General features: G+C 39.4%; 25 protein-coding genes and 2 tRNA genes. 16 read left to right on the forward strand and 11 right to left on the reverse strand.

Going from position 1 to position 22,205, the window contains the following annotated elements:
* The first annotated feature begins 2 nt into the window (after positions 1-2).
* Positions 3-1,142, forward strand: a complete 1,140-nt coding sequence (gene ribD, locus THC_RS05635) for a bifunctional diaminohydroxyphosphoribosylaminopyrimidine deaminase/5-amino-6-(5-phosphoribosylamino)uracil reductase RibD (protein WP_068514563.1) — start codon at positions 3-5, stop codon at positions 1,140-1,142.
* Here the strand turns inward: ribD and coaE are convergent.
* The 7 genes from coaE to prxU all read right to left on the reverse strand — a co-directional run bounded on the left by coaE (position 1,093) and on the right by prxU (position 7,842).
* Positions 1,093-1,695 carry a dephospho-CoA kinase gene (gene coaE / locus THC_RS05640; protein ID WP_068514566.1) on the reverse strand — a complete coding sequence of 201 codons (603 nt, stop codon included), beginning with the start codon at positions 1,693-1,695 and terminating at the stop codon, positions 1,093-1,095. The genes ribD and coaE overlap by 50 nt on opposite strands.
* Positions 1,688-2,620: an RluA family pseudouridine synthase gene (locus tag THC_RS05645; protein ID WP_148638827.1), complete on the reverse strand. Its 933-nt coding sequence runs from the start codon at positions 2,618-2,620 to the stop codon at positions 1,688-1,690. The genes coaE and THC_RS05645 overlap by 8 nt, the downstream gene beginning before the upstream one ends.
* Positions 2,617-3,459 carry a bifunctional DNA-formamidopyrimidine glycosylase/DNA-(apurinic or apyrimidinic site) lyase gene (gene mutM / locus THC_RS05650; RefSeq protein WP_231938334.1) on the reverse strand — a complete coding sequence of 281 codons (843 nt, stop codon included), beginning with the start codon at positions 3,457-3,459 and terminating at the stop codon, positions 2,617-2,619. The genes THC_RS05645 and mutM overlap by 4 nt, the downstream gene beginning before the upstream one ends.
* The gene (locus THC_RS05655) at positions 3,431-4,510 is read right to left on the reverse strand and encodes an AI-2E family transporter (protein WP_148638828.1); all 1,080 of its coding nucleotides are present in this window, start codon (positions 4,508-4,510) and stop codon (positions 3,431-3,433) included. Before THC_RS05655 ends, mutM begins: the two co-directional genes overlap by 29 nt.
* 72 nt (positions 4,511-4,582) lie before the next feature.
* Positions 4,583-5,782, reverse strand: a complete 1,200-nt coding sequence (locus THC_RS05660) for a hypothetical protein (RefSeq protein WP_068514574.1) — start codon at positions 5,780-5,782, stop codon at positions 4,583-4,585.
* Between the two features lie 11 nt (positions 5,783-5,793).
* Positions 5,794-7,110 carry a cytochrome ubiquinol oxidase subunit I gene (locus THC_RS05665; protein WP_068514577.1) on the reverse strand — a complete coding sequence of 439 codons (1,317 nt, stop codon included), beginning with the start codon at positions 7,108-7,110 and terminating at the stop codon, positions 5,794-5,796.
* Positions 7,111-7,227: 117 nt separating this feature from the next.
* Positions 7,228-7,842: a thioredoxin-dependent peroxiredoxin gene (prxU, locus tag THC_RS05670; RefSeq protein WP_082706331.1), complete on the reverse strand. Its 615-nt coding sequence runs from the start codon at positions 7,840-7,842 to the stop codon at positions 7,228-7,230.
* 294 nt (positions 7,843-8,136) lie between these two features.
* Between prxU and THC_RS05680 the strand changes: the two genes are divergently transcribed.
* The 12 genes from THC_RS05680 to THC_RS05735 all read left to right on the forward strand — a co-directional run bounded on the left by THC_RS05680 (position 8,137) and on the right by THC_RS05735 (position 16,374).
* Positions 8,137-8,210, forward strand: a tRNA-Met gene (locus tag THC_RS05680).
* A 51-nt stretch (positions 8,211-8,261) separates the two neighbouring features.
* Positions 8,262-9,302, forward strand: a complete 1,041-nt coding sequence (locus THC_RS05685) for a bis-aminopropyl spermidine synthase family protein (protein ID WP_068514585.1) — start codon at positions 8,262-8,264, stop codon at positions 9,300-9,302.
* A gap of 13 nt (positions 9,303-9,315) precedes the next feature.
* Positions 9,316-9,879 carry an elongation factor P gene (efp, locus tag THC_RS05690; protein ID WP_068516673.1) on the forward strand — a complete coding sequence of 188 codons (564 nt, stop codon included), beginning with the start codon at positions 9,316-9,318 and terminating at the stop codon, positions 9,877-9,879.
* Complete coding sequence (locus tag THC_RS05695; protein WP_068514587.1) at positions 9,879-10,088, forward strand: hypothetical protein; 210 nt, start codon at positions 9,879-9,881, stop codon at positions 10,086-10,088. The genes efp and THC_RS05695 overlap by 1 nt, the downstream gene beginning before the upstream one ends.
* Positions 10,089-10,445 (forward strand): hypothetical protein, encoded by a 357-nt coding sequence (locus THC_RS05700; RefSeq protein WP_068514589.1) that lies wholly within the window; start codon positions 10,089-10,091, stop codon positions 10,443-10,445.
* Complete coding sequence (locus THC_RS05705; protein ID WP_068514594.1) at positions 10,424-11,305, forward strand: sensor domain-containing diguanylate cyclase; 882 nt, start codon at positions 10,424-10,426, stop codon at positions 11,303-11,305. The genes THC_RS05700 and THC_RS05705 overlap by 22 nt, the downstream gene beginning before the upstream one ends.
* A gap of 15 nt (positions 11,306-11,320) precedes the next feature.
* Complete coding sequence (locus THC_RS05710; RefSeq protein WP_068514598.1) at positions 11,321-11,521, forward strand: Trm112 family protein; 201 nt, start codon at positions 11,321-11,323, stop codon at positions 11,519-11,521.
* Positions 11,508-12,041 carry a DUF4416 family protein gene (locus THC_RS05715; protein ID WP_068514601.1) on the forward strand — a complete coding sequence of 178 codons (534 nt, stop codon included), beginning with the start codon at positions 11,508-11,510 and terminating at the stop codon, positions 12,039-12,041. Before THC_RS05710 ends, THC_RS05715 begins: the two co-directional genes overlap by 14 nt.
* Positions 12,031-12,990 (forward strand): GTP 3',8-cyclase MoaA, encoded by a 960-nt coding sequence (gene moaA / locus THC_RS05720; protein WP_068514604.1) that lies wholly within the window; start codon positions 12,031-12,033, stop codon positions 12,988-12,990. Before THC_RS05715 ends, moaA begins: the two co-directional genes overlap by 11 nt.
* 3 nt (positions 12,991-12,993) lie before the next feature.
* Entirely contained in the window at positions 12,994-13,854 is an 861-nt protein-coding gene (locus THC_RS05725; RefSeq protein ID WP_068514607.1) for a PSP1 domain-containing protein, read from the forward strand.
* Positions 13,842-15,761: a methionine--tRNA ligase gene (gene metG, locus THC_RS05730; RefSeq protein WP_068514609.1), complete on the forward strand. Its 1,920-nt coding sequence runs from the start codon at positions 13,842-13,844 to the stop codon at positions 15,759-15,761. The genes THC_RS05725 and metG overlap by 13 nt, the downstream gene beginning before the upstream one ends.
* Before the next feature lie 10 nt (positions 15,762-15,771).
* Complete coding sequence (locus THC_RS05735) at positions 15,772-16,374, forward strand: FmdE family protein (RefSeq protein WP_068514612.1); 603 nt, start codon at positions 15,772-15,774, stop codon at positions 16,372-16,374.
* Positions 16,375-16,377: 3 nt separating this feature from the next.
* Here the strand turns inward: THC_RS05735 and THC_RS05740 are convergent, their stop codons facing one another.
* Positions 16,378-16,719: a histidine triad nucleotide-binding protein gene (locus tag THC_RS05740; protein WP_068514615.1), complete on the reverse strand. Its 342-nt coding sequence runs from the start codon at positions 16,717-16,719 to the stop codon at positions 16,378-16,380.
* Positions 16,720-16,731: 12 nt separating this feature from the next.
* Positions 16,732-16,950, reverse strand: a complete 219-nt coding sequence (locus THC_RS09610; RefSeq protein WP_068514617.1) for a hypothetical protein — start codon at positions 16,948-16,950, stop codon at positions 16,732-16,734.
* Positions 16,951-17,246: 296 nt separating this feature from the next.
* Here THC_RS09610 and THC_RS09490 point away from each other — a divergent pair, with 296 nt between their 5' ends.
* Entirely contained in the window at positions 17,247-17,837 is a 591-nt protein-coding gene (locus THC_RS09490) for a rhodanese-like domain-containing protein (protein ID WP_068514621.1), read from the forward strand.
* A gap of 123 nt (positions 17,838-17,960) precedes the next feature.
* Positions 17,961-18,614, forward strand: coding sequence for a rhodanese-like domain-containing protein (locus THC_RS09495; protein ID WP_331709002.1), 654 nt, complete (start codon positions 17,961-17,963; stop codon positions 18,612-18,614).
* Between the two features lie 58 nt (positions 18,615-18,672).
* Here the strand turns inward: THC_RS09495 and THC_RS05760 are convergent.
* Both THC_RS05760 and rpsT read right to left on the reverse strand, forming a co-directional pair.
* Positions 18,673-18,744: transfer RNA gene (locus THC_RS05760), tRNA-Ala, on the reverse strand.
* 10 nt (positions 18,745-18,754) lie between these two features.
* The gene (gene rpsT, locus THC_RS05765; RefSeq protein ID WP_068514625.1) at positions 18,755-19,051 is read right to left on the reverse strand and encodes a 30S ribosomal protein S20; all 297 of its coding nucleotides are present in this window, start codon (positions 19,049-19,051) and stop codon (positions 18,755-18,757) included.
* Between the two features lie 86 nt (positions 19,052-19,137).
* On the opposite strand from rpsT, the gene THC_RS05770 reads away from it, so the two are divergent.
* Positions 19,138-22,203: an AIR synthase-related protein gene (locus tag THC_RS05770; protein ID WP_068514627.1), complete on the forward strand. Its 3,066-nt coding sequence runs from the start codon at positions 19,138-19,140 to the stop codon at positions 22,201-22,203.
* Positions 22,204-22,205 lie beyond the last annotated feature (2 nt).

Here is a 22,205-nt window from a genome sequence, read left to right on the forward strand (position 1 = left end):
AGATGCCTTTAAAGTCAGATGAATTTTATATATTGAAGGCTATAAAAGCTGCCCACAAGGGATTGGGAAAGACCTCTCCTAATCCACCTGTGGGGGCAGTGGTAGTTGATCCCCAAAGCGGTGAGATTATAGCTAAGGGATATCACAGAGCTTATGGTAAACCCCATGCCGAGAGAGAGGCCTTAGCTAAGGCAGGAAAAAGGGCAAGGGGAGCCTTTCTGTATGTAACTCTTGAACCCTGTTGCCATTATGGGAAAACTCCTCCTTGCACAGAGGCTATCCTTGAAGCAGGTATAAAAAGGGTCGTTTGTGGAATCCGGGATCCCAATCCTATTGCCTGCAACGGCTTGAACCTGCTTAAGGAAAAAGGAGTTGATGTAAAGGTTGGTGTTTGTTCCTCTGAAGTAAAATACCTTACGCGTTTTTTTTTGAGCAAAATCTTAAGAGGAAGGCCCTGGATTATAGTAAAATCAGCTCAAAGCTTAGATGGAAGAATTGCCGTTTCAAGTGGAGACTCTAAGTGGATTTCAGGGGAAAAGGCCTTGAAATTTTCCCATAAATTAAGGGCTCAGGTTGATGCCATTGTGGTTGGTAAAAAGACTGTGCTTGCAGATAATCCCGAACTTACTACCAGGTTTGTAAAGGGTAAAAATCCCCTAAGGATAATCCTTGATTCCAAGGTCAGCCTTGATCCTGACCTTAAAGTTTTTGAAGTTTCCCGGGACAAAAGAACTATACTTGTATGCGGAGAGGAAGTGCCTGAGGAAAAGATTCAACCCTTTCTTAAAAGGGGGGTTGAGATATGGAAAATCCCTCTTATCGAGGGAAAGATAAATTTAAAAGCCTTTGTGGAGAAGGCTCTAAAGGAAAATATTCTTTCCATACTTGTTGAGGGTGGCGGAAACCTTCAGGGGGCATTTTTAAGGGAAGGACTTATTGATGAAGTCTTTGTAGCTATAGCTCCAATGCTTATTGGAGACTCAGAGGGTATCTTCAGCTTTTCAGCCCGGCCTTTAAAAACACTCTCTCAGGCTACGAAATTATATAATTCTACCATAAAAAAACTTGGGAAAGACTTTCTTTTTCACGGTTTTACTCAAGAGGGATATAAGCTTTTGAATACTCCTTTAGAATCTCTTTAAGTTCCCTTTCCAGTTCAGCAAGAGATTTTTCCGAAGAAAAGATTTTATGAGCTCTTTTTTCTTTTTCTTTAAGAGGGATTTGAAAGCTTAAGAGTTTAATTAATTCTGGCTCTCTCAATTTATAAATTCTTTCTCTTTGAGTTTCTTCAGAAGAGCTGATAACCCAGATTTCATCAAAATATTTTTCCCAGGCTACTTCAAAGAGAAGAGGCACTTCAACAAAGACTAACCTTTCCCCTCTCCTTTCTAACCCTTCAAAAAAGTGCATGATTTCCCTCAGAACCTCAGGGTGAAGTAGTTCTTCAAGTTTTTGCTTAAGAGAAGGAGAATCAATAATTTTTTTTAATATAATCTTTTTATTAATATGGCCCTCTTTAGATAGGACCTTTTTACCAAAAAGCTCAATTATTTTTTCTTGAATATCCTTTCGCTTATAAAGATTTTCCACAATTTCATCACAGGAAAGAGCAGGAAAGCCAAGTTTTTTCAGAATCTTAAGGAGGGTTGTTTTACCGGTGGCTATACCCCCTGTTATAGCAATCTTTTTAAGCATAATCCTCAAGGATTTTAATGTATTTTTCAAAGTCTTCAGGTGGTTCCTTTGTAAAGGAGAATATTTTACCTGTGCTGGGGTGCTCAAAGGAGATGGACCTGGCATGAAGCATAAGCCTTTCTGGTTTGGGAAGGTCAGGTTTAAGCCCACCATAAAGGGGATCCCCCAAGATGGGATGCCCAAGGGAGCTAAAGTGAACCCTTAGTTGATGTGTTCTTCCTGTAACAGGCTTAGCAAGGACAAGGGAGGCCTTTTTAAAATATCTCAAGACCTCATAATGAGTAATGGCTTCTTTTCCTCCTTTTACCACTGCCATTTTTTTTCTATGCAAAGGATGTCTCCCAATGGAGCTTTCAATTTTTCCTTGAGTTGGTGTGATCTTGCCATAGAGAATAGCCAGATATTGTTTCTGGATCTTTCTATCTTTAAAGGCTTTTACTAAAGCCTGATGGGCAGCGTCATTTTTAGCAACAAGCATAAGCCCTGAGGTATCTTTATCTAAGCGATGGACAATTCCGGGGCGAAGTTTTCCTCCAATTCCTGAGAGGTCTTTTAACTTTTTTAAGAGGCCGTGAACCAAGGTGCCCTCTCTATGGCCAGGAGCAGGATGCACAACTATACCTGCTGGCTTGTAAATTACTGCAAGGTCTTCATCTTCATAAAGGATCTCAAAGGGCACTTCCTCTGGCTTAAGGGCAAGGGGTTCTTCAGGAGGGATTTTTACAATGATCCTTTGCCCACCCCTTACTTTTTGACTGGCCTTAGGTCTTTTCAGGTCAAGAGTTACATTGCCCTTTTCAATCAATTTCTGAATTCTTGAACGGGTAAACTCTGGCAACTTTTCTTTTAGAAAATGATCCAGACGGAGCCCTGCTTTTTCTTCCTCCACCCTGAAAATAAAGATCTCTTCTTGAGAAGATTTCATTTCTGACAATTGGGACAATAAGTAGTTCCCCTTTGGGCAATTATAGTTCGCTTTAAAATAGTTTGGCAGATAGGGCAAGGGGTCCCAGATTTTCCATAAACCAGGTGTTTCTCTTGAAAGCGTCCCTTTTTCCCTTCACTATCCACATAATCACGAATGGAAGACCCTCTTAAGGCAATTGCTTCAGCCAAAAGGCTTTGCATCTCCTGATAAAGCCGATATATTTCTTCCTCAGAAAGCTCCATTCCCCGGCGAAAGGGGCTTATTTTAGCTCTAAAAAGAAGTTCATCTGTATAGATGTTTCCAAGACCTGCAATAATCCTTTGGTTAAGAAGTAAGTTTTTAACTCTACCCCTGTGTCCCTGAAGAATTTTTTTTAATTCCTCAAAAGTTAGCTCAAGGGCATCAACTCCTAAGTGATTTAAAAAGGTTGAGAGATCATCCATAGATAAGAGAAAAACTTTACCAAATTTGCGGGGGTCTCTAAAAAGAAGTTCCCCTTGGTCAAAGATTAAGGAAAAAATGTTATGCGGGGAAGGAGAACTATTTTTGGAATTTAAAAGCAGGGACCCCGTTAGGCCAAGATGTAAAATTAGGGCCCTCTCTTTAAAGAGGAGAGCAAGAAACTTTCCTTTCCTTAAAAAGGAATTTAAGCGCTCCCCTTCAAGAGATTTAAACTCCTGAAGAGAGAGATTATTTTTTTCTAAAAACCTCAGATTGTAAGGAATAATCTTTTTCAGGATTGCACCAGTTAATATCTTTTCAAGATCCCTTTTTATAGTTTCCACTTCAGGGAGTTCAGGCATACTTTCAAGACTGAGAATTATTACTTTCCTCAAGAGGAGAGAGCCATTTGGTTTTATAGATTTCAAGAATAGATAGAAAGAGGCCAAGAATTAGGGGGCCAAGAAATAGCCCGGTTAAGCCAAAGCGGGTAATACCACCAAGAACCGCAAAGAACATAAGAAGATTGTGAATCTTGGTTTTTCCGCCTATAAGAAAGGGTTTAATAAGATTATCAACCTGGGCAACACTTAAGGCGCAGAAAAGGATTAAGAGAGAGCCCTTGAGATAGTCTCCTATGATAAATAAATAGATGGATAAGGGTAGCCAGATTAGAGCTGTCCCAAGAAAGGGCATAAATGAGGCAAGCATGGTTAAAAAAGCAAAAAAAACATATTGAGGTATCCCGAGAAGAAAGTAAATGATCAAAGAAAGGATCCCTTGAATCAAAGCGGTTAAAAGGTTGCCATAAAGGACCCCGTTAAGAACTATAGAGATTCTTTTTAAAATCTTTTCTTTTTCTTCTTTTTGGCCTGGAATTAGTTCCTTTAAGGCATGGATAATCTTTTCTCCATCAACTAAGAAATAATAGAGGGTAAAAATGGTGAAGGCAATTTTTAAAATAAATCCAAAGGTTCCAAAAACAATGGAACTCAGAGATTGAAGTAAGCCTTCTATTATTTTGGATATGCTTTGAGGGAGATTCTTTTGTAAGTTTTCAAGATAAGGGGCAAGATATGGGTAAATCTTGGAGAGGATTATTTTTTCTTTAAGTTTATCTAAATAACTAAAAAGATTTTGAAGGGTATCTAAATTTATTTTTTCAAGGAGATTACCAACCTGTGAATAAAAGAGAAGCCCAAGAAAGGCAAGAGGTATTAAAATAAAAAAGATAAAAATACTAATGGTGATAAGAGCTGAAAGCCCCTTTTGGCCCTTTAAAAAGAGATTTATTTTCTGGTAAAGGGGATAAAAGAAATAGCTAAGAACTGCTCCCCAGAAGAGAACCATTATAAAAGGAAGTAAAACATAGACAAAAAGGCCAAGAATAAAGAGAGAAATTGTAAGAATAATGTAAAGATTGAGAGGAAAGGAATTCCTTTTCATCAAATCTAAGTATAATATTTTCCGAGAAAAAAGAAAGAGATACCCCCTCTCCAAAAGGGGGTTATCTCTTATTTAGAAGAGGGCTCCGTTTTTAAGGGATATGTAAACTCCAAGGATAACCATTATCACAATCCAGAGCCACATAAGAATAACGGAGAACTTTCCAAGCCCTTGAGCACCAACCTCTTTTATACCTTTCCCTGCTCTATAAGCAACTAAGGCTGTATAATAGAGAACTATTAAGCCCATAAGAAAGGTAAGTAAGAAGAGAACAAGGGATCCTAAGGAAAGATTTACAGGATAATCAGCAAAAGTATATCCAACCCCTTTAAAATAACTCATTCTCAGGACCTCACGGGCCAAACTCATCACAAGCACGGTTATACCGAGGAACAAGGCTGTTGAAACCGCATACCGGGAGGGATTTTTCTGAATATAAAAAAGAAAAGCAATAAATAAAAGAGCCACAATAAGGGCCAAAATAAAATAGGGATTGGTCATGAAATTGAGATCCTTCGGGAGAGTAATCAACCAGAGAAATCCAGACACAGCTTGAAGAAGGGAAAAAATAAGAACAAGCTTGGCACCAAGTCTTTCTACCCAATTAAGATAGTTAGAATCATACTTTCTTCTAAAATATCTGGAATAGAAAATCAGCCATACTCCGGTTACTGCAAGAGCAGGGAACATAAAATGCAGGAATCTAAAGATTTCAAAACCATGGAGATATTTTCCACTTGAGATATAGGTATGGTTAAGGGTTGCAAAGTTTGGCCATTTTTCTGGATATAGCTGGGTAACTGCAAGAGAATGCATAACTATTCCTGCAAAAAGGAGCAATGCAAGAGAAAGTATTGGCCAGATAATTTGCCCTCTTCCTTTATAACCACCTCCAAGGTAAAAGAAATAGGCAAAAACAAAGGCAAGGGCAATGAAGGCAAGAAAAGCAAGAGCCCAGACCGCAGAAAGGGTATTGGCAGTATACCAGAAAGGATCATAAATGACCTGAATAAAAAGTAAAGGAGCAACTCCAAGAACAATGGCCCAGGAAATTGAATTTACCACAAGTCTTGAAAGGGAAGAAGAAAGTTTTATCCAGTAATCTTCATTTTTTATTTTTCCCCAGATAATAAGAGCAAGGGATCCAATAACAAGATTGACAAGTAAAATGTGAAGGGCAAAGGTTAAAACAAGAAAAAAATCAAAAACAATGGGTGGAGAAGGAAGCCCTGCAACATCTCTCATTGCTTTGATATATTCTCCTATAGCCATGGCTTACCTCCTTATTTTTTAATTAAGGTAAAAAGATATTCTGCAGCCACTTTTCTTTCTTCATCATTGCCAGCAAAGGGTGGCATATATGGAAAGGAACCAAGGGCAGAAAGAAAGGCATCAATATCCTCAGGACTCTGAGGAGAAAGTTTGCCAAAAAGTGCAGGAAGAGGTCTTATTCCCTTTTGCGTAAAAGCATGACAATTGGCACAATTGTGAAGGGCAATGATTCTTCCTACTTCCAAACGATTTTCTGGGGTAATTTTTCTCAGGGATTCAGGTAAATAACCAAGTCTTGGAAGAAGCCCCTCTTTTTGAATTATTTCTATTTCTGCTTTGATATTTTTGGCAGGAAGATCCTTTGCTACAACTTGATGTCCATACATGAAATAATTGATAATATAGGGTCTTCTCAATCCCTCTCTAATTCCCTCGGCACAAAGAATTCCAAGGAAGGCAATAATAATCATAAGAAAAGAAAGTAAAAAATTATTAAGCCTTGGGATCAAAAAACCTGTAAGGATAAAATAAAAACTCAAAATCAGGTAACTTGCCAAAGCATACTTTCCAAGTTTAACCAGATAGGGAAGACCGCTGTAAATATCTTTCATATTTTGGGGAAGTTTAGAAGAATACCATATAATAAAAAGACCTCCCAGAATCATTCCAACAAGGGAAATTCGTGAGATAATTTTGGTAAGATCTGATTTGGTATTTTCTTTAAGGGTGGAGGTAATAACAAGACCGTAAATTCCTGCAACCCCAAACATCAAGAAAGTTCTTGCAAAAAGTTGAGGAAAATATGTAGGATTGAAGAAACCATCAAAGAAGTCACCTGTTTCAAGCCATTTTCCAGGGGTTAACATAAAGGCAAGAATTCCCGTGATAATAATCATGCTGATCCAGGCTGCAATGGCATAAAGATAACCTATGCGGATATGAGTTTTTGGATCAACTTTTCCAAGGGTATAATAGTAAGCATAGATGGTTGCAATCTCAATAAGGAAAAAGACCCATTCTGTTGCCCAACCCCAGACATAGTTGTGAATCAGCCCTGATATTCCCCTTGGACTTGAGACAGTTGCAGAATACCAGATACCAATTCCTGAAAGGGAACCAAAGATGAAGCTGAAGATTAAAAGTAAAAGGGTAAAGCGTTTGACAAAATCAAGGTAATCAAGCCGATTCCGTGCGTAGGCAAGCTTCTCTATGAAAACTGTTACCCATAGAGCTGCAACTGCAAGATGGGAAGGCAAAACATGAAAAGAGGCAATAAGCCCTATAACTAAAGCTGAACTTAAATAGGGCACTTCCCATATTGGATACATACCCCCCCTCCTTTTAAAGGAATTATTTGATTAAAAATTGTATAGAAATTTAAGAATGTAGTCAAGGGTAAATTTTTAAAATGAGAAAAAAGGGGGGATAACCCCCAAAGATCTTCCTTAGTTATCAAGTTCAGAAGGATTCCAGGTATCAGCTACTTTTCCAGCAAGCTCGGGTGAGGGTTTAAGAGTGGTTTTTCCTGGTCTCCAGTTAGCAGGACAGGCCTCAGCCCCACCTGTTGCCCTAATGTGCTGTGCTGCCTCAATCATTCTTACAAGCTCATCAAAATTTCTTCCCACCGGGGCATCGTAAATGTGGCTAATTCTAATTATTCCATCAGGATCTATGAGGAAGGTTCCTCTTAAATTAATACCTATTTTTTCATCATAAACACCATAAAGGGTTCCAATTTTCCCTCCCAGGTCTGAAGCCATGGGGAAGGGGAATCCTCCTGGAATGAGTTTAGAGAGTTCTGTTTCCTGCCAGACCTTATGAACAAAGACCGTATCAATGCTAATAGCCAGAAGTTCGGTGTTCAATCTTTTCAGATCTTCAGCCTTGGCAGCAACTGCTGCCATTTCTGTGGGTCAGACAAAGGTAAAGTCAGCTGGATAAAAGAAAAGAACCAGCCATTTGCCTTTGTAATCGGAAAGCTTAACAGGTTTAATACCTCCATCCCTAAAATAGGCCTGAGTCTCAAACTCTGGAGCTTGAGTGCCGGGTCTCACACACATACCACACCTCCTCAAAAGTGTTTTTATTTAATATAAGTTCTTTAAATAAAAGTTCAATACTCATTAGTATATTTAATAAAAAAGACCTTTTAAGAGGTAAAAAAGGCATAAGTTCAGATCCTTACAAGAAGAAGGAATGGCGGAAAAGGGTGCAAAATATTGTAAAATGTGATAAGAGGATAATCATTTTGTCTACCAAAAGAGGCAGATTTCAAGTCTCAAAAGATATGGACTTATACAGAGGGTTGACAAGTATTAAAAACTGATTATATTTTAAGCAGATCTTTAAAAGGACGCGGGGTAGAGCAGCCTGGTAGCTCGTCGGGCTCATAACCCGGAGGCCGTGGGTTCAAATCCCACCCCCGCAACTTTTCAATAGAAATTTTCTTCCTCCTTTAAAATCTATATGAGGTATTTAGGTGAAAAATTTAGAACGCATAAAAAAACAGATATTAAGGATACTTGTCAAAAAGCCATCTACCTTTTGGGAACTTATCAATTTCCAAGACGCCCATCTTTCTCTTTTTTTAGAGGCCCTCAAAGATCTTCTTGATGAAGGCAAAATTATTTACGATAAACCCCTTTTTAAACTAAAAAAAAATCTTCCTGATATTAAGAAATTTTCTGATCCAGGCTGTCTTTTCTGCAAACCCTTTGATAACGATCCCTTTTGGAGGATCCTTTTAGAAGATTTTAAAGCTCTCACGCAGGATAGACCTCTTCCTACCAGTGATTATGATCAGGGTTTTATCCGACCCGAGGATACCCTTAAGAGAACCGCCTTTATTTATTTAAGGGGAGATCTTGAGGATGCAGAGGTATTTATTTTGGGGGATGACGATCTTATTTCTCTGGCCATGGCCCTGACAGGGCTCCCTAAAAGGGTGGTTGTGGTAGAAATTGATGAGAGAATTAACACCTTCATAAAAGAAACAGTTAAAAAAATTGGGTTTAAAAATCTTGAGGTGTATAACTACAATGTGATTGAAAGTCTTCCTGAGGATTTGAAAGGGAGTTTTGATATCTTTGTAACGGATCCGGTGGAGACAAAAAAGGGGTTAAAACTTTTTGTTGCACGCTGTATAAGTAGTCTAAAAGGACCTGGTTCAGCTGGATATATGGGGTTTACCCATCGGGAGGCCTCTTTGGAGAAGTGGCGAGAATTCCAAAGCTTTCTGCTTGACTCAGGGTTTGTTATCACAGATATACTTAGAGATTTTACTACCTATCCTGAGGAGGAAAATGCCTGGGAGGATTTCTATAGAACCTACAGGATTATGAAGGAATTTGACCTTGATCTCCCCGAGGTAGACTGGTATAAGTCCTGTTTTATACGTTTTGAGGTAGTTGAGGGTCCTCATTTACTTGAGATTACTCCTCCTAAGGATTTAGAGGAGCTTTACTTTGATGAAGAGGCCTGGGCTACTCCTCTTCCCTCTTACCTTGAAAAAGAATCTTAAAGGAGGATATGCAATGGCTTACACAACTTCTGATTTCAGACGGGGACTTAAGATTGAATGGGAAGGAAAACCCTATGAAGTAATTGATTTTCAGCATTCTAAGGTGGCTCAAGGGCAGGCCACAGTTCGCACAAGACTTAGAGATCTTACCACTGGAAGGGTTTTTGAAGTGAACTTTCGCTCTGGAGAAAAATTTGAAAAACCTGATCTTCAGGAAAAGGAAATCCAATATCTCTATAGGGAAGGAGATAGATTTGTTTTTATGGATCTTGAAGATTATGATCAGATTTATGTCACAGAAGCAGAGGTTGGAGAGGCTGCTAAATTTCTGGTAGAAAATCTTCAGGTAAAGGTTCTTTATTACAAGGGAAGGGTAATTGGAATTGAGTTACCGAAGACAGTTGAGCTTAAGGTAGTCCACACAGAACCCGGTATTAAGGGAGACACCGTTAGTGCAGTTACAAAACCAGCAACCTTAGAGACTGGAGCAGTGATTCAGGTCCCTCTTTTTGTAAAGGAAGGAGATGTGATCAAGGTTGATACACGAACTGGTGAATATTTAGAAAGGGCGTCTTAATGTTAACCCTCAAGAAGTTACAGGAGTTTAAAGAATACCTGGAAAGCGGAGCCTTTATTGAAGATATGGAGATGAGACCTCCAGACGGACAGGCTGAGATGCTGGATATGATAGATCTTCTCTTTGAGATCTGTGAAAAGGCTGATGAAATTCTAAGCAGACACTTTTATAAAAAATGGGGGGAAGGGGTTTTTAAAAAAGAGACTTAGATGGTCTATTTTATTCGTGCTCGCACCCACTTTCAATATGCCGAATCCCTTTTTAAGGAATTGATGTCCGGTCAGAGGGTTTTATCCATTAAAGCCCTTCAGGAGGTCTTTCTTCAGGGACTAAAGGCTCTCCATGCCTTAACTATTCTCTCACCCCCAGAAAAACCTCTCTCCTCAGAGGAACTCTTCAAAAGAATACTTCCAACTCTCTCTGACTCTGAAAGGGAATATCTCTTAAGACTTAAGAACTTGCTTTTTTCAGCAAAGGATTATAATAAAGATGATCTATTAGTTTTATTAACAGAACTAAAAGGATATATTACATTCCTTAAAGAATGTCTGAAGCCCATACTGTAGAAGATCTTTTTGATCTGAATAGCTTTTTTACCCTTCTGGATAATTTAGTGTGCGCCCTTATTATAATTGATACGGAGAAAAGGATTAAATTAGTTAACCAAAAAGCTTTGTCATTAACAGGATATAAGAAGGAGGAGCTTCTTGGGAAAAAACCTCATGAATTTCTCTTTGCTCTACTTTCTCAGGAGGGCTGTGCTTTTGAAAAAATTTTAGCTGGTGGTCAATGTGAATTTGATGCCCTCCTTAAAAGAAAGGATGGAGGGGAATTTTTTGCCCATCTGAATGTTACACTACTAAGGTTGAAAGAGGAAAAGGACTTTGTGGTTATTACCTTTATAGATATAACTGAGAGAAAAGAGCTTGAAAAACGCTTGCTTGAAGCTGCCATGACAGATCACCTGACAGGTCTTTATAATCGCAGATTTATGGACGAGGCTTTGAAAAGAGAAAAGGCAATTGCAGATAGGTATGGGGTTCCCTTGAGTCTCATCCTTATGGATCTTGATAACTTTAAGACGATTAATGATATTTATGGACATGATATAGGAGATAGGGTGCTTAATTCCATATCCAATCTTCTCAAAGAAAAATTGCGTAAAACAGATGTTTCAGCAAGATGGGGAGGTGAGGAGTTTTTGATTTTACTTAGAAATACCAATCTTCCTCAAGCCTTAAAGGTTGCAGAAAAGTTGAAAAACCTTATTTGTGGTTTGAAGGTGCCTCCTGTTGAAGATGTTTCTGCAAGTTTTGGAGTGGTTGAGTATATTAAGGGTGAATCTATTGATGATATCCTTAAAAGGGTAGATCTTGCCCTTTATAGAGCCAAAGCTGTTGGGAAAAATTGCGTAATTTCCTTTTAGGATTACAATAAAAACATGCAAAGGGAAAGAATTGATGCCTATCTTGAGGTGCTTGCCTGTCCCCAGTGTAAAGGAGATCTGGAGTATAAAGAGGATAGATCTCAAGGGATAAAGGGTTTTTTTTGTAAAAAGTGTAGACTTCTCTATCCCATCTTTGAAGATATCCCTGTTATGTTACCAGAAGAAGCTATATCTATAACTAATGAGTCATCCTAAAAAGGTTGAGCCTGTTCTTTTTTTCATTGCCCTTATGGAAAGAGAATATAACTCTTTTAAAAGGATAAAAGATATCTTAGAAAAAGATCTTGGAATGGTGCTTCTTCAGAGTCAGACTTTTGATTTTTCTAAATTTACGGACTATTATATAGAAGAGATGGGTAGTCCCCTTTGGAAGACCTTTTACTTCTTTGAATATCTTAAGGAACCTGAGTTTTTGGTTGAGCTAAAACATATCTGTTATAGCTTAGAGAGAGAAACAGCGGATTTGGATGGAAAGAGAAACCTTAATCTTGACCCTGGATATCTTACCCTATCCAAGGTTGTCCTTGCTACCTTCAAGGATTATGCGCATAGGATCTATTTGGGAAGGTCTGTTTTTGCTGAGGTAACTCTTATTTACAGAAGCGGAGGCTTTCAAAGTTTACCCTGGACCTATCCAGATTATAAAGAAAAGATGACCCTTGAATATTTTAATCGGGCAAGAGCCCTTTATAAGGATAGACTTCGTGCTCATTGATAATTACGGAAGAAAAATTGAATATCTTAGGATTTCTGTAACAGATAGATGTAATTTTAGATGTATTTATTGCCAGAGTAGAGAACCTATTAAATTTATCCCTCATGAAGAGCTTCTTACCTATGAGGAGATCGAAGAGGTGGTAAGAACAGCAGTTGAACTTGGAGTAAAAAGAGTCAGGCTTACAGGGGGGGAACCCTTAGGTAGAAAGGGTATTGAGGGCTTAGTGGAAAGATTATCAAAAATAGAGGGACTTCAGGATTTGAGTCTAACTACCAATGGATACCTTCTTTTGGAAAAGGCTGAAATTCTAAAAAGGGCAGGCCTTAAAAGATTGAATATAAGTCTTGATACCCTTAAAGAAGAAAAGTTTGAAAAGATTACCGGTGGATTTAGTTTTGATAAAATCTGGAAAGGAGTATTAAAGGCCCTGGAGGTAGGTTTTGAACCCTTAAAGATTAACATGGTAGTAATCAGGGGTCTGAATGATGATGAGATTATTGATATGGCTAAGTTGACTTTGAGGTATCCCTGGGAGATAAGGTTTATAGAGTTTATGCCAATTGGGGGGAGTGTGCTCTGGAATGAAGAAAATGTCGTATCTATAAGCGAGATTAAGAAAATCTTAGAAACCTTTTTCCCCCTTGAACCTGTATCCTCCTTTGGAGGAGGGCCAGCGCGGGTTTTTAAGTGGAAGGATGCTGTCGGAAAGCTTGGATTTATCTCTCCCCTCAGTGAGCATTTTTGTAATAAATGTAATCGCTTCAGAATTACTGCCAATGGCATGCTCAGGACTTGTCTTTTTTCAGATGAAGAAATAAATTTGAAGGATTATTTAAGGGGGGGTAAGGGGTCTCTTAAAGAGGCTTTTTTCCTTGCTTTACAAAGAAAACCTGAAAAAAGGCTTCTAAAGCCTACACAAAGGCCAATGAGAGCCATTGGAGGATAATTCATGGAAGAGGAAAATAGGGAGATCTATCTTGCCTTTGGGGTCTTAAAACCTGATAGACCCGACAGAATTCTTAAACTTACAAAGCCTGTTAGCCGGGGGTCCTTTGTCTTGGTTGAGTTTCCTGAAGGAAGAAAGGAGGTGTTTATAATAAAAGATTATTGCTATCGCTTTCCCTTTGATTTGAAAGATCTTCCTGTAGTTTTACGCAAGGCCAACCCTAAGGAAATTTCTGCTTTTGAAAAGAGGCGTGAGCTTGAGGCAAAAGGTAAGGAACTCTGTGAGACCTTTGCAAAGGAGCTTGCCCTTGAGATGAATTTGGTAGATGTGGAGTGTTATTTTGATAAGAGTAAGATTATCTTTTATTATACAGCTGAAGGCCGTATTGACTTTAGAGAGCTCGTGAAACAACTTGCCAGGGCTCTCAGAATGAGGATAGAGATGCGCCAGATTGGGGTAAGGAACGAGACCGCTTTAATTGGAGGCCTTGGAATCTGTGGAAAGGAGTTTTGCTGTGCCCAGTTTTTAAAAAATTTTGCCTCTCTTTCAATTAAAATGGCCAAGGATCAGGGTCTAATTCTTGATCCTAATAAGATATCAGGACCCTGTGGAAGATTACTCTGCTGTCTCTCCTATGAAGAAGCTCTTTATCAAGAGTTTCTATCTGATCTTCCCAGGGCAGGAAGTAAGATAAGTCTCTCGGGGAGAAACTTCAGGGTAATTAAATACAATTTTTTTCAAGCTACAGCTACCCTTGAAAGCGAAGAGGGAGGCTTTTACACAGTTCCCATTACAGAACTGAAAAATTATATTATTATGGAGACTGATGACTCTGAAGAAGGAGTAAAGGAGTGGCAGGGGTAAAAATCTATCTTACTACGCCCATTTACTATGTAAATAGCTATCCTCATCTTGGACATGCCTATACCACTATAGTTGCCGATGCCTTAGCCAGATTTTATCGCCAGAAAGGATATGAGGTCTTTTTTTTAACTGGCACTGATGAGCATGGAGATAAAATTGTCAAGGCGGCTCAGGAAAGGGGTAAGAGCCCGAAGGAATTTGTAGATGATGTAGCAGGAGCCTTTAAAAAAACCTGGAACGCCCTTGGTTTAACCTATAATCATTTTATTCGCACCACAGACCTTGAGCATAAAAAAACTGTTCAATATATCCTCCAGACCCTTTATGAAAAAGGGGAGTTTTACCTTGATGAGTATGAGGGGGCTTATTGCTTTGGATGTGAGAGGTTTTTAACCTCTAAGGAGCTTGATGAAAGGGGATATTGTAGGGACCACCAGAGGGCACCTGTGTGGCTTAGGGAAAAGAATTATTTCTTCAATCTGGAGAAATATCGTCCTTGGCTCAGAGATTACCTTCAGCAGGAAGACTTAATTTATCCCTCCTTTTACAAAGAGGAGGTGCTAAATCTTCTGGATGAGCCCCTTCCTCCCCTTTGTATATCAAGACCTAAGAGCAGACTGGCTTGGGGTATTGAACTACCCTTTGACCGGGACTATGTGACTTATGTTTGGTTTGATGCCCTGATTAATTATCTCTCAGGGATTGGGTTTCCTGAAAATCCCGATTGGAAAGCTCTCTGGAAGGAAAGTCATCACTTTATTGCTAAGGACATTCTCAAGCCCCATGCCATTTACTGGCCTATTATCCTCAAGGCCCTTGGGCTCCCCATTTATAAAAAGCTTTATGTGCATGGCTACTGGCTTATACACAAGATAAAGATGTCCAAGTCCTTAGGCAATGTAGTTGAGCCTCTTGAGCTTTCTAAACAATTTGGGAATGACCCCTTGAGATATTTTTTACTCAGGGAGATGGCCTTTGGTTATGATGCTGAATTTAGTCTTGAACAGTTTTTTATTCGTTATAATGCTGATTTAGCCAATGATTATGGAAATCTCGTTTACAGAACCCTCAACCTTGTAGAGAAATACTTCCGGGGAGAGGTCCCGCCTTATGAAAGTTTGCAAACTGAAGATTATGAGTTGAGAGAAAAGGTGGAATCTGCAGTAAATAAGTATTTTAGTCTTTTTGAAAACCTGCAATTTCATTTGGCTATTGAAGAACTTTTTCAGGCTATTCGGTTTGCCAATGTTTATATTGATCGGACAGCTCCTTGGAAGGAGATGAAGGAGGGGAGAAGGTCACGGGCTGGTACAATCTTGAGAAATCTGCTTTCAGCTATAAGGAGCTTTGCTCTTGCCTTAAGCCCGGTTTTACCAGAAAGTTCAAGTAAACTTTTGGAAAACCTTTCTCTAAATCCGACAGAAATCTCCTTTAAGGAGATATTTGATTGGTCACTGCCAAAGACCGGGTCTATAGTTAAAAAGGGGGAGCCCCTTTTTCCAAGACTTGAAAAGCAGCCAAGTAAATCTGAACCTGAAGAGGAGGCAAAAATAATGGACCTACCAGTGCAGACAGGGGAAAAGATTGAGCTTTTTTCTATTGAGGAGTTCAGAAAATGGGATCTCAGGATTGGAAAAATTGTCTCTGCTGAAAAGGTAGAAGGGACAGATAAGTTGTTAAAACTTGAGGTTCTTTGTCCTGAAAAAAGACAAATTGTTTCAGGGATAGCTCAATTTTATAAGCCTGAAGAGCTTGTGGGAAAGGAGGTTGTGCTTGTCTTGAATCTCAAGCCTGCTAAAATTCGTGGAGTAATTTCCGAGGGTATGCTTCTTGCCTCGCATGATGAAAAGGGGCTTACTCTTCTTATTCCTGAAAGAGAGGTCTCACCGGGAGCTAAGGTTTCTTAAGGAAGTTAATATGAGCTATTTTAATCCCTTTGAGCTAAGTTTTGAAGCCCTTCTTGAGATCTGCAAGGAAAGACACGGACATCTTTGTGCCGGTCAGGTGCTGGGAGCAAGACTTGCCTTACTTGGTTTGGACTTAATTGGAATTAAAGATCCCTATGGAAAAGATAGAAAAAAATTTCTCGTCTATGTGGAAATTGATAGATGTGCAACAGATGCTATTCAGACGGTTACCGGAGCCTCTCTTGGTAAAAGAACTATGAAATATTTAGACTTTGGGATTATGGCAGCAACTTTTTTAAATCTTGAGACAGGAAAGGCCTTTAGAGTCATAGCAAAGGAGGAGGCAAAAGAGAGTGCCAAAAGGTATTTTCCTGACCTTGAAAGTCCAGCCTTAAGAGAGCTTTCAGCTTATAAGATAATGCCCCTTGAGGAGCTTTTTGAGGTTAAAGAGGTAAAAGTCAAACTTAGGGAGGTTGATCTTCCCGGGAAGCCTCGTCAAAAGGTTATCTGTGAAGCCTGTGGAATAGTAGTGCGCGATGGAAGACAGGTTGAAAAAGAGGGAAAAGTCTTCTGTAAAATCTGTGCAGGTTTGGGCTATTTTGAAGAGGTTTAGAGTTTAGCCAGGAGGCCATTCCATAGGTCTTCCCGCAAGCACATGAAAATGCACATGAAAGACTGTTTGCCCAGCCTCTTCTTTGCAATTTACCACTACCCGATAACCCCTCTCAGCAAAACCAAGCTCCTTTGCAATTTTATTTATCACCCCATAGATATGTCCAATTAGGACTTTATCCTCTTCTGTTAATTCCAAAAGAGTTGAAATATGTTTTTTAGGAATAACCAGAATGTGATAGGGAGCCTGAGGGTTTATATCGTGAAAGGCAAGGACAAGGTCATCTTCATAAATCTGATTGGCTGGGATCTCTTTGTTAATAATTCTACAGAAGATGCAACTCATTTTTCCCTCCTTCTAATTGAAGTTAAATTGAAAATTCTTAATCAGGGATACCTTTTTTAATATATCTTGAAAACTCTTTTTCGTCAAGTGTATGTATGCGTCCATATCTTTTGAGACTTTATAGGATTTTTTCTTAGGGCGCAACGCAAATGAAATCTCTCCACATACCCATTCCCCTTCGGAAAGAGGAGCTTTTTTACCACCCTTCCTTTTTCTTGTAAGGATCTGCATGCGTCCAAATTTTTTGAAAGTGAAATCTGCATTTTTTAGCAGGTAAACTGGCGTAATTGCTCAACTTACTTTAGCTTTTCTAAACTCCAAAATAAATCTACCTAAAATCTTTTTACCACTTTTTTCTTTTTAGAATGCGACCATCTGCTTTTTTGGCATTTGGTAGGCAGAGAGGAAGAATCTTATTTATAAAAGAATATCTATTAATCTTATAGAAAAAATTTATTTGACTTTTCATAACTAAATCATTAATATCTTGATAAGATTATAACAATTTTAATTAAGGGGGTGTTTTTATGGGAAGTAAGATCCTTATGAGGTTAGGTTTAATTGGAGGGTTACTTGGGAGTTCCTTTTTACTTTCGCAGGGGCTTAGTTCCTCTCAAAGTCCACAACTTCCAAGTATCCACAAAAGTTGTGGAATTGCAGGCTGTCATAAGGCAGCTCCTTCTGAGTTCCGTGGAAATATAGTCTCTGTATCAGGAAAGGCTGAACTTATTCAAATTGACACAGGCCAGGTTATTGAGGTTAAATTTGATGATAATACCAAAGTAGTCAACTGGAATCAGCCTTTAAATAAGATTGGAAGGGGAACTCCCGTTAAGATAGTCTATACCCAGAAAGAAGGGAAGTATTATGCCACTCTCGTGAGTGTAAAGCCACCCATGAGTGTCCCACCTGACCAGAGGATAAGTCTTGAAGATCTTAAGACAATCTGGGCTAATAAAGAAGGCCTAATTGTGGATGTTCGTCCTAAAGCTAAGTATGATGAGGGTCACATTCCTAGCTCAATTAATATCTTTATGGCTGATATGGATAAACACCTTGATAAGCTTCCCCAGGATAAAAAGGCTCTAATTGTATTTTACTGTGAAGGCCCGAGGTGAGCCCTTACTCCTGGGGCTGTCCGTAGGGCAGCTGGTTTTGGTTATACCAATGTTAAGGGCTTTATTGAGGGGATTCCTGCTTGGCAAAAAGCCGGGCTTCCTGTAGCAATAACCTCAGATTACATTAAAAAATTTCTCAAGGAGGATATGCCCTTTGTGCTTATTGATTTAAGGGAAAAGAAGGTAGCAGAAAAAGAACATCTCCCTAGTGCTATCAATATTCCCCTTAAAGAACTTGAAAAGTATAAAGACAAATTTCCAACCCATAAAAAAGCCCCTATTATAGTTTATGCAGATAGTGATGAACTTGCTATAAAGGGATTTAACATAGTTAGAAACTGGGGATATGAGCATACCGCTTATCTGCCCGGGGGAATCTCTGCTTGGAAACAGGCAGGAGGGCAGATTCTTGCAGGAGCTCTAAAAAAAGAAATTGTATATGTTCCTAAACCCAAGCCAGGATCTTTTCCAGTAGAGGAGTTTAAAAAACTTGTGGCTTCACCTGAAATGTCAGACAAATACTTTATTATTGATGTCCGGGAGGCTGATGAATATGCCACAGGGGCTTTTAAATACGCTAAAAATATCCCCCTTTCTCAACTTGAAGGAAGCCTTAATGAAATCCCCAAGGATAAAGAAATCATCCTTTACTGTGCAACAGGTGTGAGATCTGAAATGGCCTATAATACCCTTAAAAAAGCAGGATTTAAGGTTTATTTTGTAGATGCAAAAATAGAATTTCAAAATGGAAAATATGAAATAATATCTAATCAGTAGAATCCTATGTAACCCCGGCCGGTTAATTTTTTTTCGGTCGGGGTTTTTTTATCAGATGTGGAGATGAGGGGATTTGAACCCCCGACCTCCGGAGTGCGATTCCGGCGCTCTCCCTCTGAGCTACATCCCCAAACTTTAACTTAGGCTTCTGCCACAGTCTGAACTGAGGTCTTAATTTTGGCTTGATTAAGTTTGGAAAATAGCTCGGAGATCTTATTCCCTGCCTTGTTTTTGTGAAAAATGCCCTTGCTTACTCCTTTTTGTAAAAGGCTCTGGGCTACTCTTAATTGTCTTTCAGCAGCATCAAGATCATTATTTTCAAGAAGGCTTAAAAATTTTTTGATTTCTGTTTTAACCCGGCTTTTAAAAGTGCGATTACGCAATCTTCTTCTTTCACTTTGTCTTAATTCCTTTTCAGCTGATTTGTGTTGAGGCACCCTTTCCCTCCTAAAAAAGTTTTTTGTAAATTTAATACCTTTTTTATGGTTGTCAACTTCTAATAAAATGGTATATTCCTAAACATATGAGAGTTAATCGCATAGAGGTCAGTCTTAAGCCTGAGTTTAATGATACTCATGCCCAAAAAATTATAAAGAAAATCCAAAGAGACTTAGCACTTAACCTTGAAGATCTTCATTACTTCAGGGTTTACCTTGTGGAAGGGGATTTTACTGATGATCTCCTTAAGATATTTGCAGAATCCGCTCTTTCAGATCCAGTTATTGAGACCTATTCCCTTAATGAACCCCTTTATTTAAAACTTGGTATTACTTTTGATTGGGCTTTAGAAATAGGGTTTCGTCCTGGAGTAACGGATAATGAAGGAAAAACTGCTGAGGAAGCTCTTTCCTATATCCTTGAGCGCCACCTTATTCCTGAAAAAGAAGGGGTCTATTTTGCAAAGCTTTTGTTAATTAAGGGAGAGCTTACTAAGGCAGAGATTGAAAGAATTGCCAGGGATTTACTGGCTAATGAACTTATTGAAAGATGGTTTATCCTTTCCTTTGCTGAGGCCCAAAAGAGATGGTTTGATTATCCAGCTCCAAGGGTTACAGAGTATTTTCCCCCTTTAGTTGAGACCTTTGATCTTTCAAGTTTTTCTGATGATGAACTACTTAAACTATCCAGGGAAAGGCTTCTTGCCCTGAATCTTGAAGAAATGAAGGCCATTCAGAAGTTTTTTACCAAGGAGGATTTTATCAAATTAAGGGAAAAATATGGTCTTTCAAGGGAGATAACAGATGTTGAGCTTGAAAGCCTTGCTCAGACCTGGTCTGAGCACTGTAAACATAAGATCTTTAATGCCGAAATTCATTATAGGGATCTTGAAAAGGGCACCGAAACCAAAATAGATAGTCTTTTTAAGACCTATATCAAAGGTGCAACGGACAAAGTTCGCAAGAGTAAGGGAGAAAGGGATTTTTGTCTTTCGGTTTTTGTGGATAATGCAGGGGTTATTAAATTAGATGATAAGTGGGCCCTTGCCTTTAAGGTTGAGACTCATAATAGTCCCTCAGCCCTTGACCCTTATGGAGGGGCTCTAACTGGTATTGTGGGAGTAAACCGTGACCCTTTGGGAACAGGTAAGGGTGCAAAGCTTATTTTTAACACCGATGTTTTTTGTTTTGCCCCACCCAATTGGGATAAACCCCTTCCTCCCCGAATCCTTCATCCCAAGAGAATCTTTGAGGGGGTAAGAGAGGGGGTTGAGCATGGAGGAAATCAAAGTGGAATACCCACAGTGAACGGATCCATTGTTTTTGACCCAAGATATCTTGGAAAACCCCTTGTCTATTGTGGAACAGGAGGGCTTATTCCCCTTGAGGTGGCGGGAAAACCAGGCTGGGAAAAGAAGGCCTGCCCTGGGGATATTATTGTTATGGTAGGAGGAAAAATCGGAAAAGATGGTATTCACGGTGCAACCTTTTCCTCCGAGGCTTTGCACGAAGGTTCTCCTGCCACGGCTGTTCAGATAGGAGACCCTATTACCCAGAAGAGAATGATAGATTTTCTCCTTAAGGCAAGAGATTTAGGGCTTTATACCTCCATTACGGATAATGGCGCAGGAGGGCTTTCTTCCTCGGTAGGTGAAATGGCAAAAGAGGCAGGGGGAGCTGAGATTGATCTTTCTAAGGCCCCTCTTAAATATCCCGGGCTTAGACCCTGGGAAATACTTGTCTCAGAAAGTCAGGAGAGAATGACTGTAGCCGTGCCTCCTGAAAAACTTCAGGAATTTCTTAAGCTTTCAGAAAAAATGGGTGTTCTTTCAACTCCCCTGGGAAGATTTACTAATTCTGGCTATTTTCATATTCTCTATGATGGAAAAACTGTTGGGCTTTTACCCCTTGAGTTTCTTCATGAAGGAGTGCCTCAGCTAAAACTCTCAGCAGAATGGAAGAGACCAGAGCTTCCTGAAAAAGTAGATGTGCCCTATCCTGAGGACTTTAAAGAGCTCTTAAAGGGGTTACTTAGAAGTTTTAATATCTGCTCCAAAGAATATGTTGTGCGTCAATACGATCACGAGGTGCAAGGAGGAAGTGTTATTAAACCCCTTTGTGGAAAAGGAGAAGATGGTCCAAGTGATGCAGCGGTCCTGAGATATGACCTTCAAAGTAACGCAGGGATTGTGATTTCCCATGGAATTTGTCCCAAGTTTTCAGACTATGATACCTATTATATGGTAGCCAATGCAATAGATGAGGCTGTGAGAAACTCGGTCTCCGTTGGTGGAGATCCTGAATTTATGGCTGGTCTTGATAATTTTTGCTGGTGTGATCCCGTAGAAAGTGAAAAGACACCCGATGGAAGATATAAACTTGCCCAGCTCGTGAGAGCCAATCAAGCCCTTTATGACTATACTACTGCCTTTAGTATCCCTCTTATTTCTGGAAAGGACTCCATGAAAAATGATTATCACATGGCTCTTTCCCTTAACCCCTCTACGGTGAATCCCTATGGGGTAGGGGTGATTTTGCCTGATGGGAGTCTAAAGATATCTATTCCTCCTACCCTTCTTTTTTCTTTAATTTCAAAGATTCCAAATGTAGAGCTTGCTCAGACAATGGAGATAAAGAGAGCAGGGGCTTTAGTTTACCTCCTTGGACAGACGAGGGAAGAGCTTGCAGGTTCTGAATACTTCAATCTCCTGGGTCTAAGAGGAGGGAAGGTTCCAAGGCCCAATCCTGAGCTTAATAAAAAAATTTATCTCTGTCTCAGAGATGCCATATATGCCAGACTGGTTGATTCAGCACATGATCTTTCCGACGGGGGCTTGGGAGTAGCTTTGGCAGAAAAGGCCTTTTCTGGAGGTTTTGGCCTTTTCATTGACCTTTCAGCCATTCCTTTTGAGGGCGAAAAAAGGGAGGATTTTCTTCTTTTTTCAGAAAGTGCCGGAAGAATTGTAGTAACAGTTCCAAAGGACAGACAAAGGGACTTTGAAAGTCTTTTCAGATGGGGGCCCTGTTATCTCATAGGGGAGACCCTAAATGAGCCAGTTCTTGAGATAAAGGGCTTTTCAGGTAGTCTTATCCTCTCAGCAGATCTTGATGAGCTTAAAAAGGCCTGGCAGGAGCCTTTTGCTAACTGGTAAGC

The sequence above is a fragment of the Caldimicrobium thiodismutans genome, assembly GCF_001548275.1.
Taxonomy (GTDB): Bacteria; Desulfobacterota; Thermodesulfobacteria; order Thermodesulfobacteriales; family Thermodesulfobacteriaceae; genus Caldimicrobium; species Caldimicrobium thiodismutans.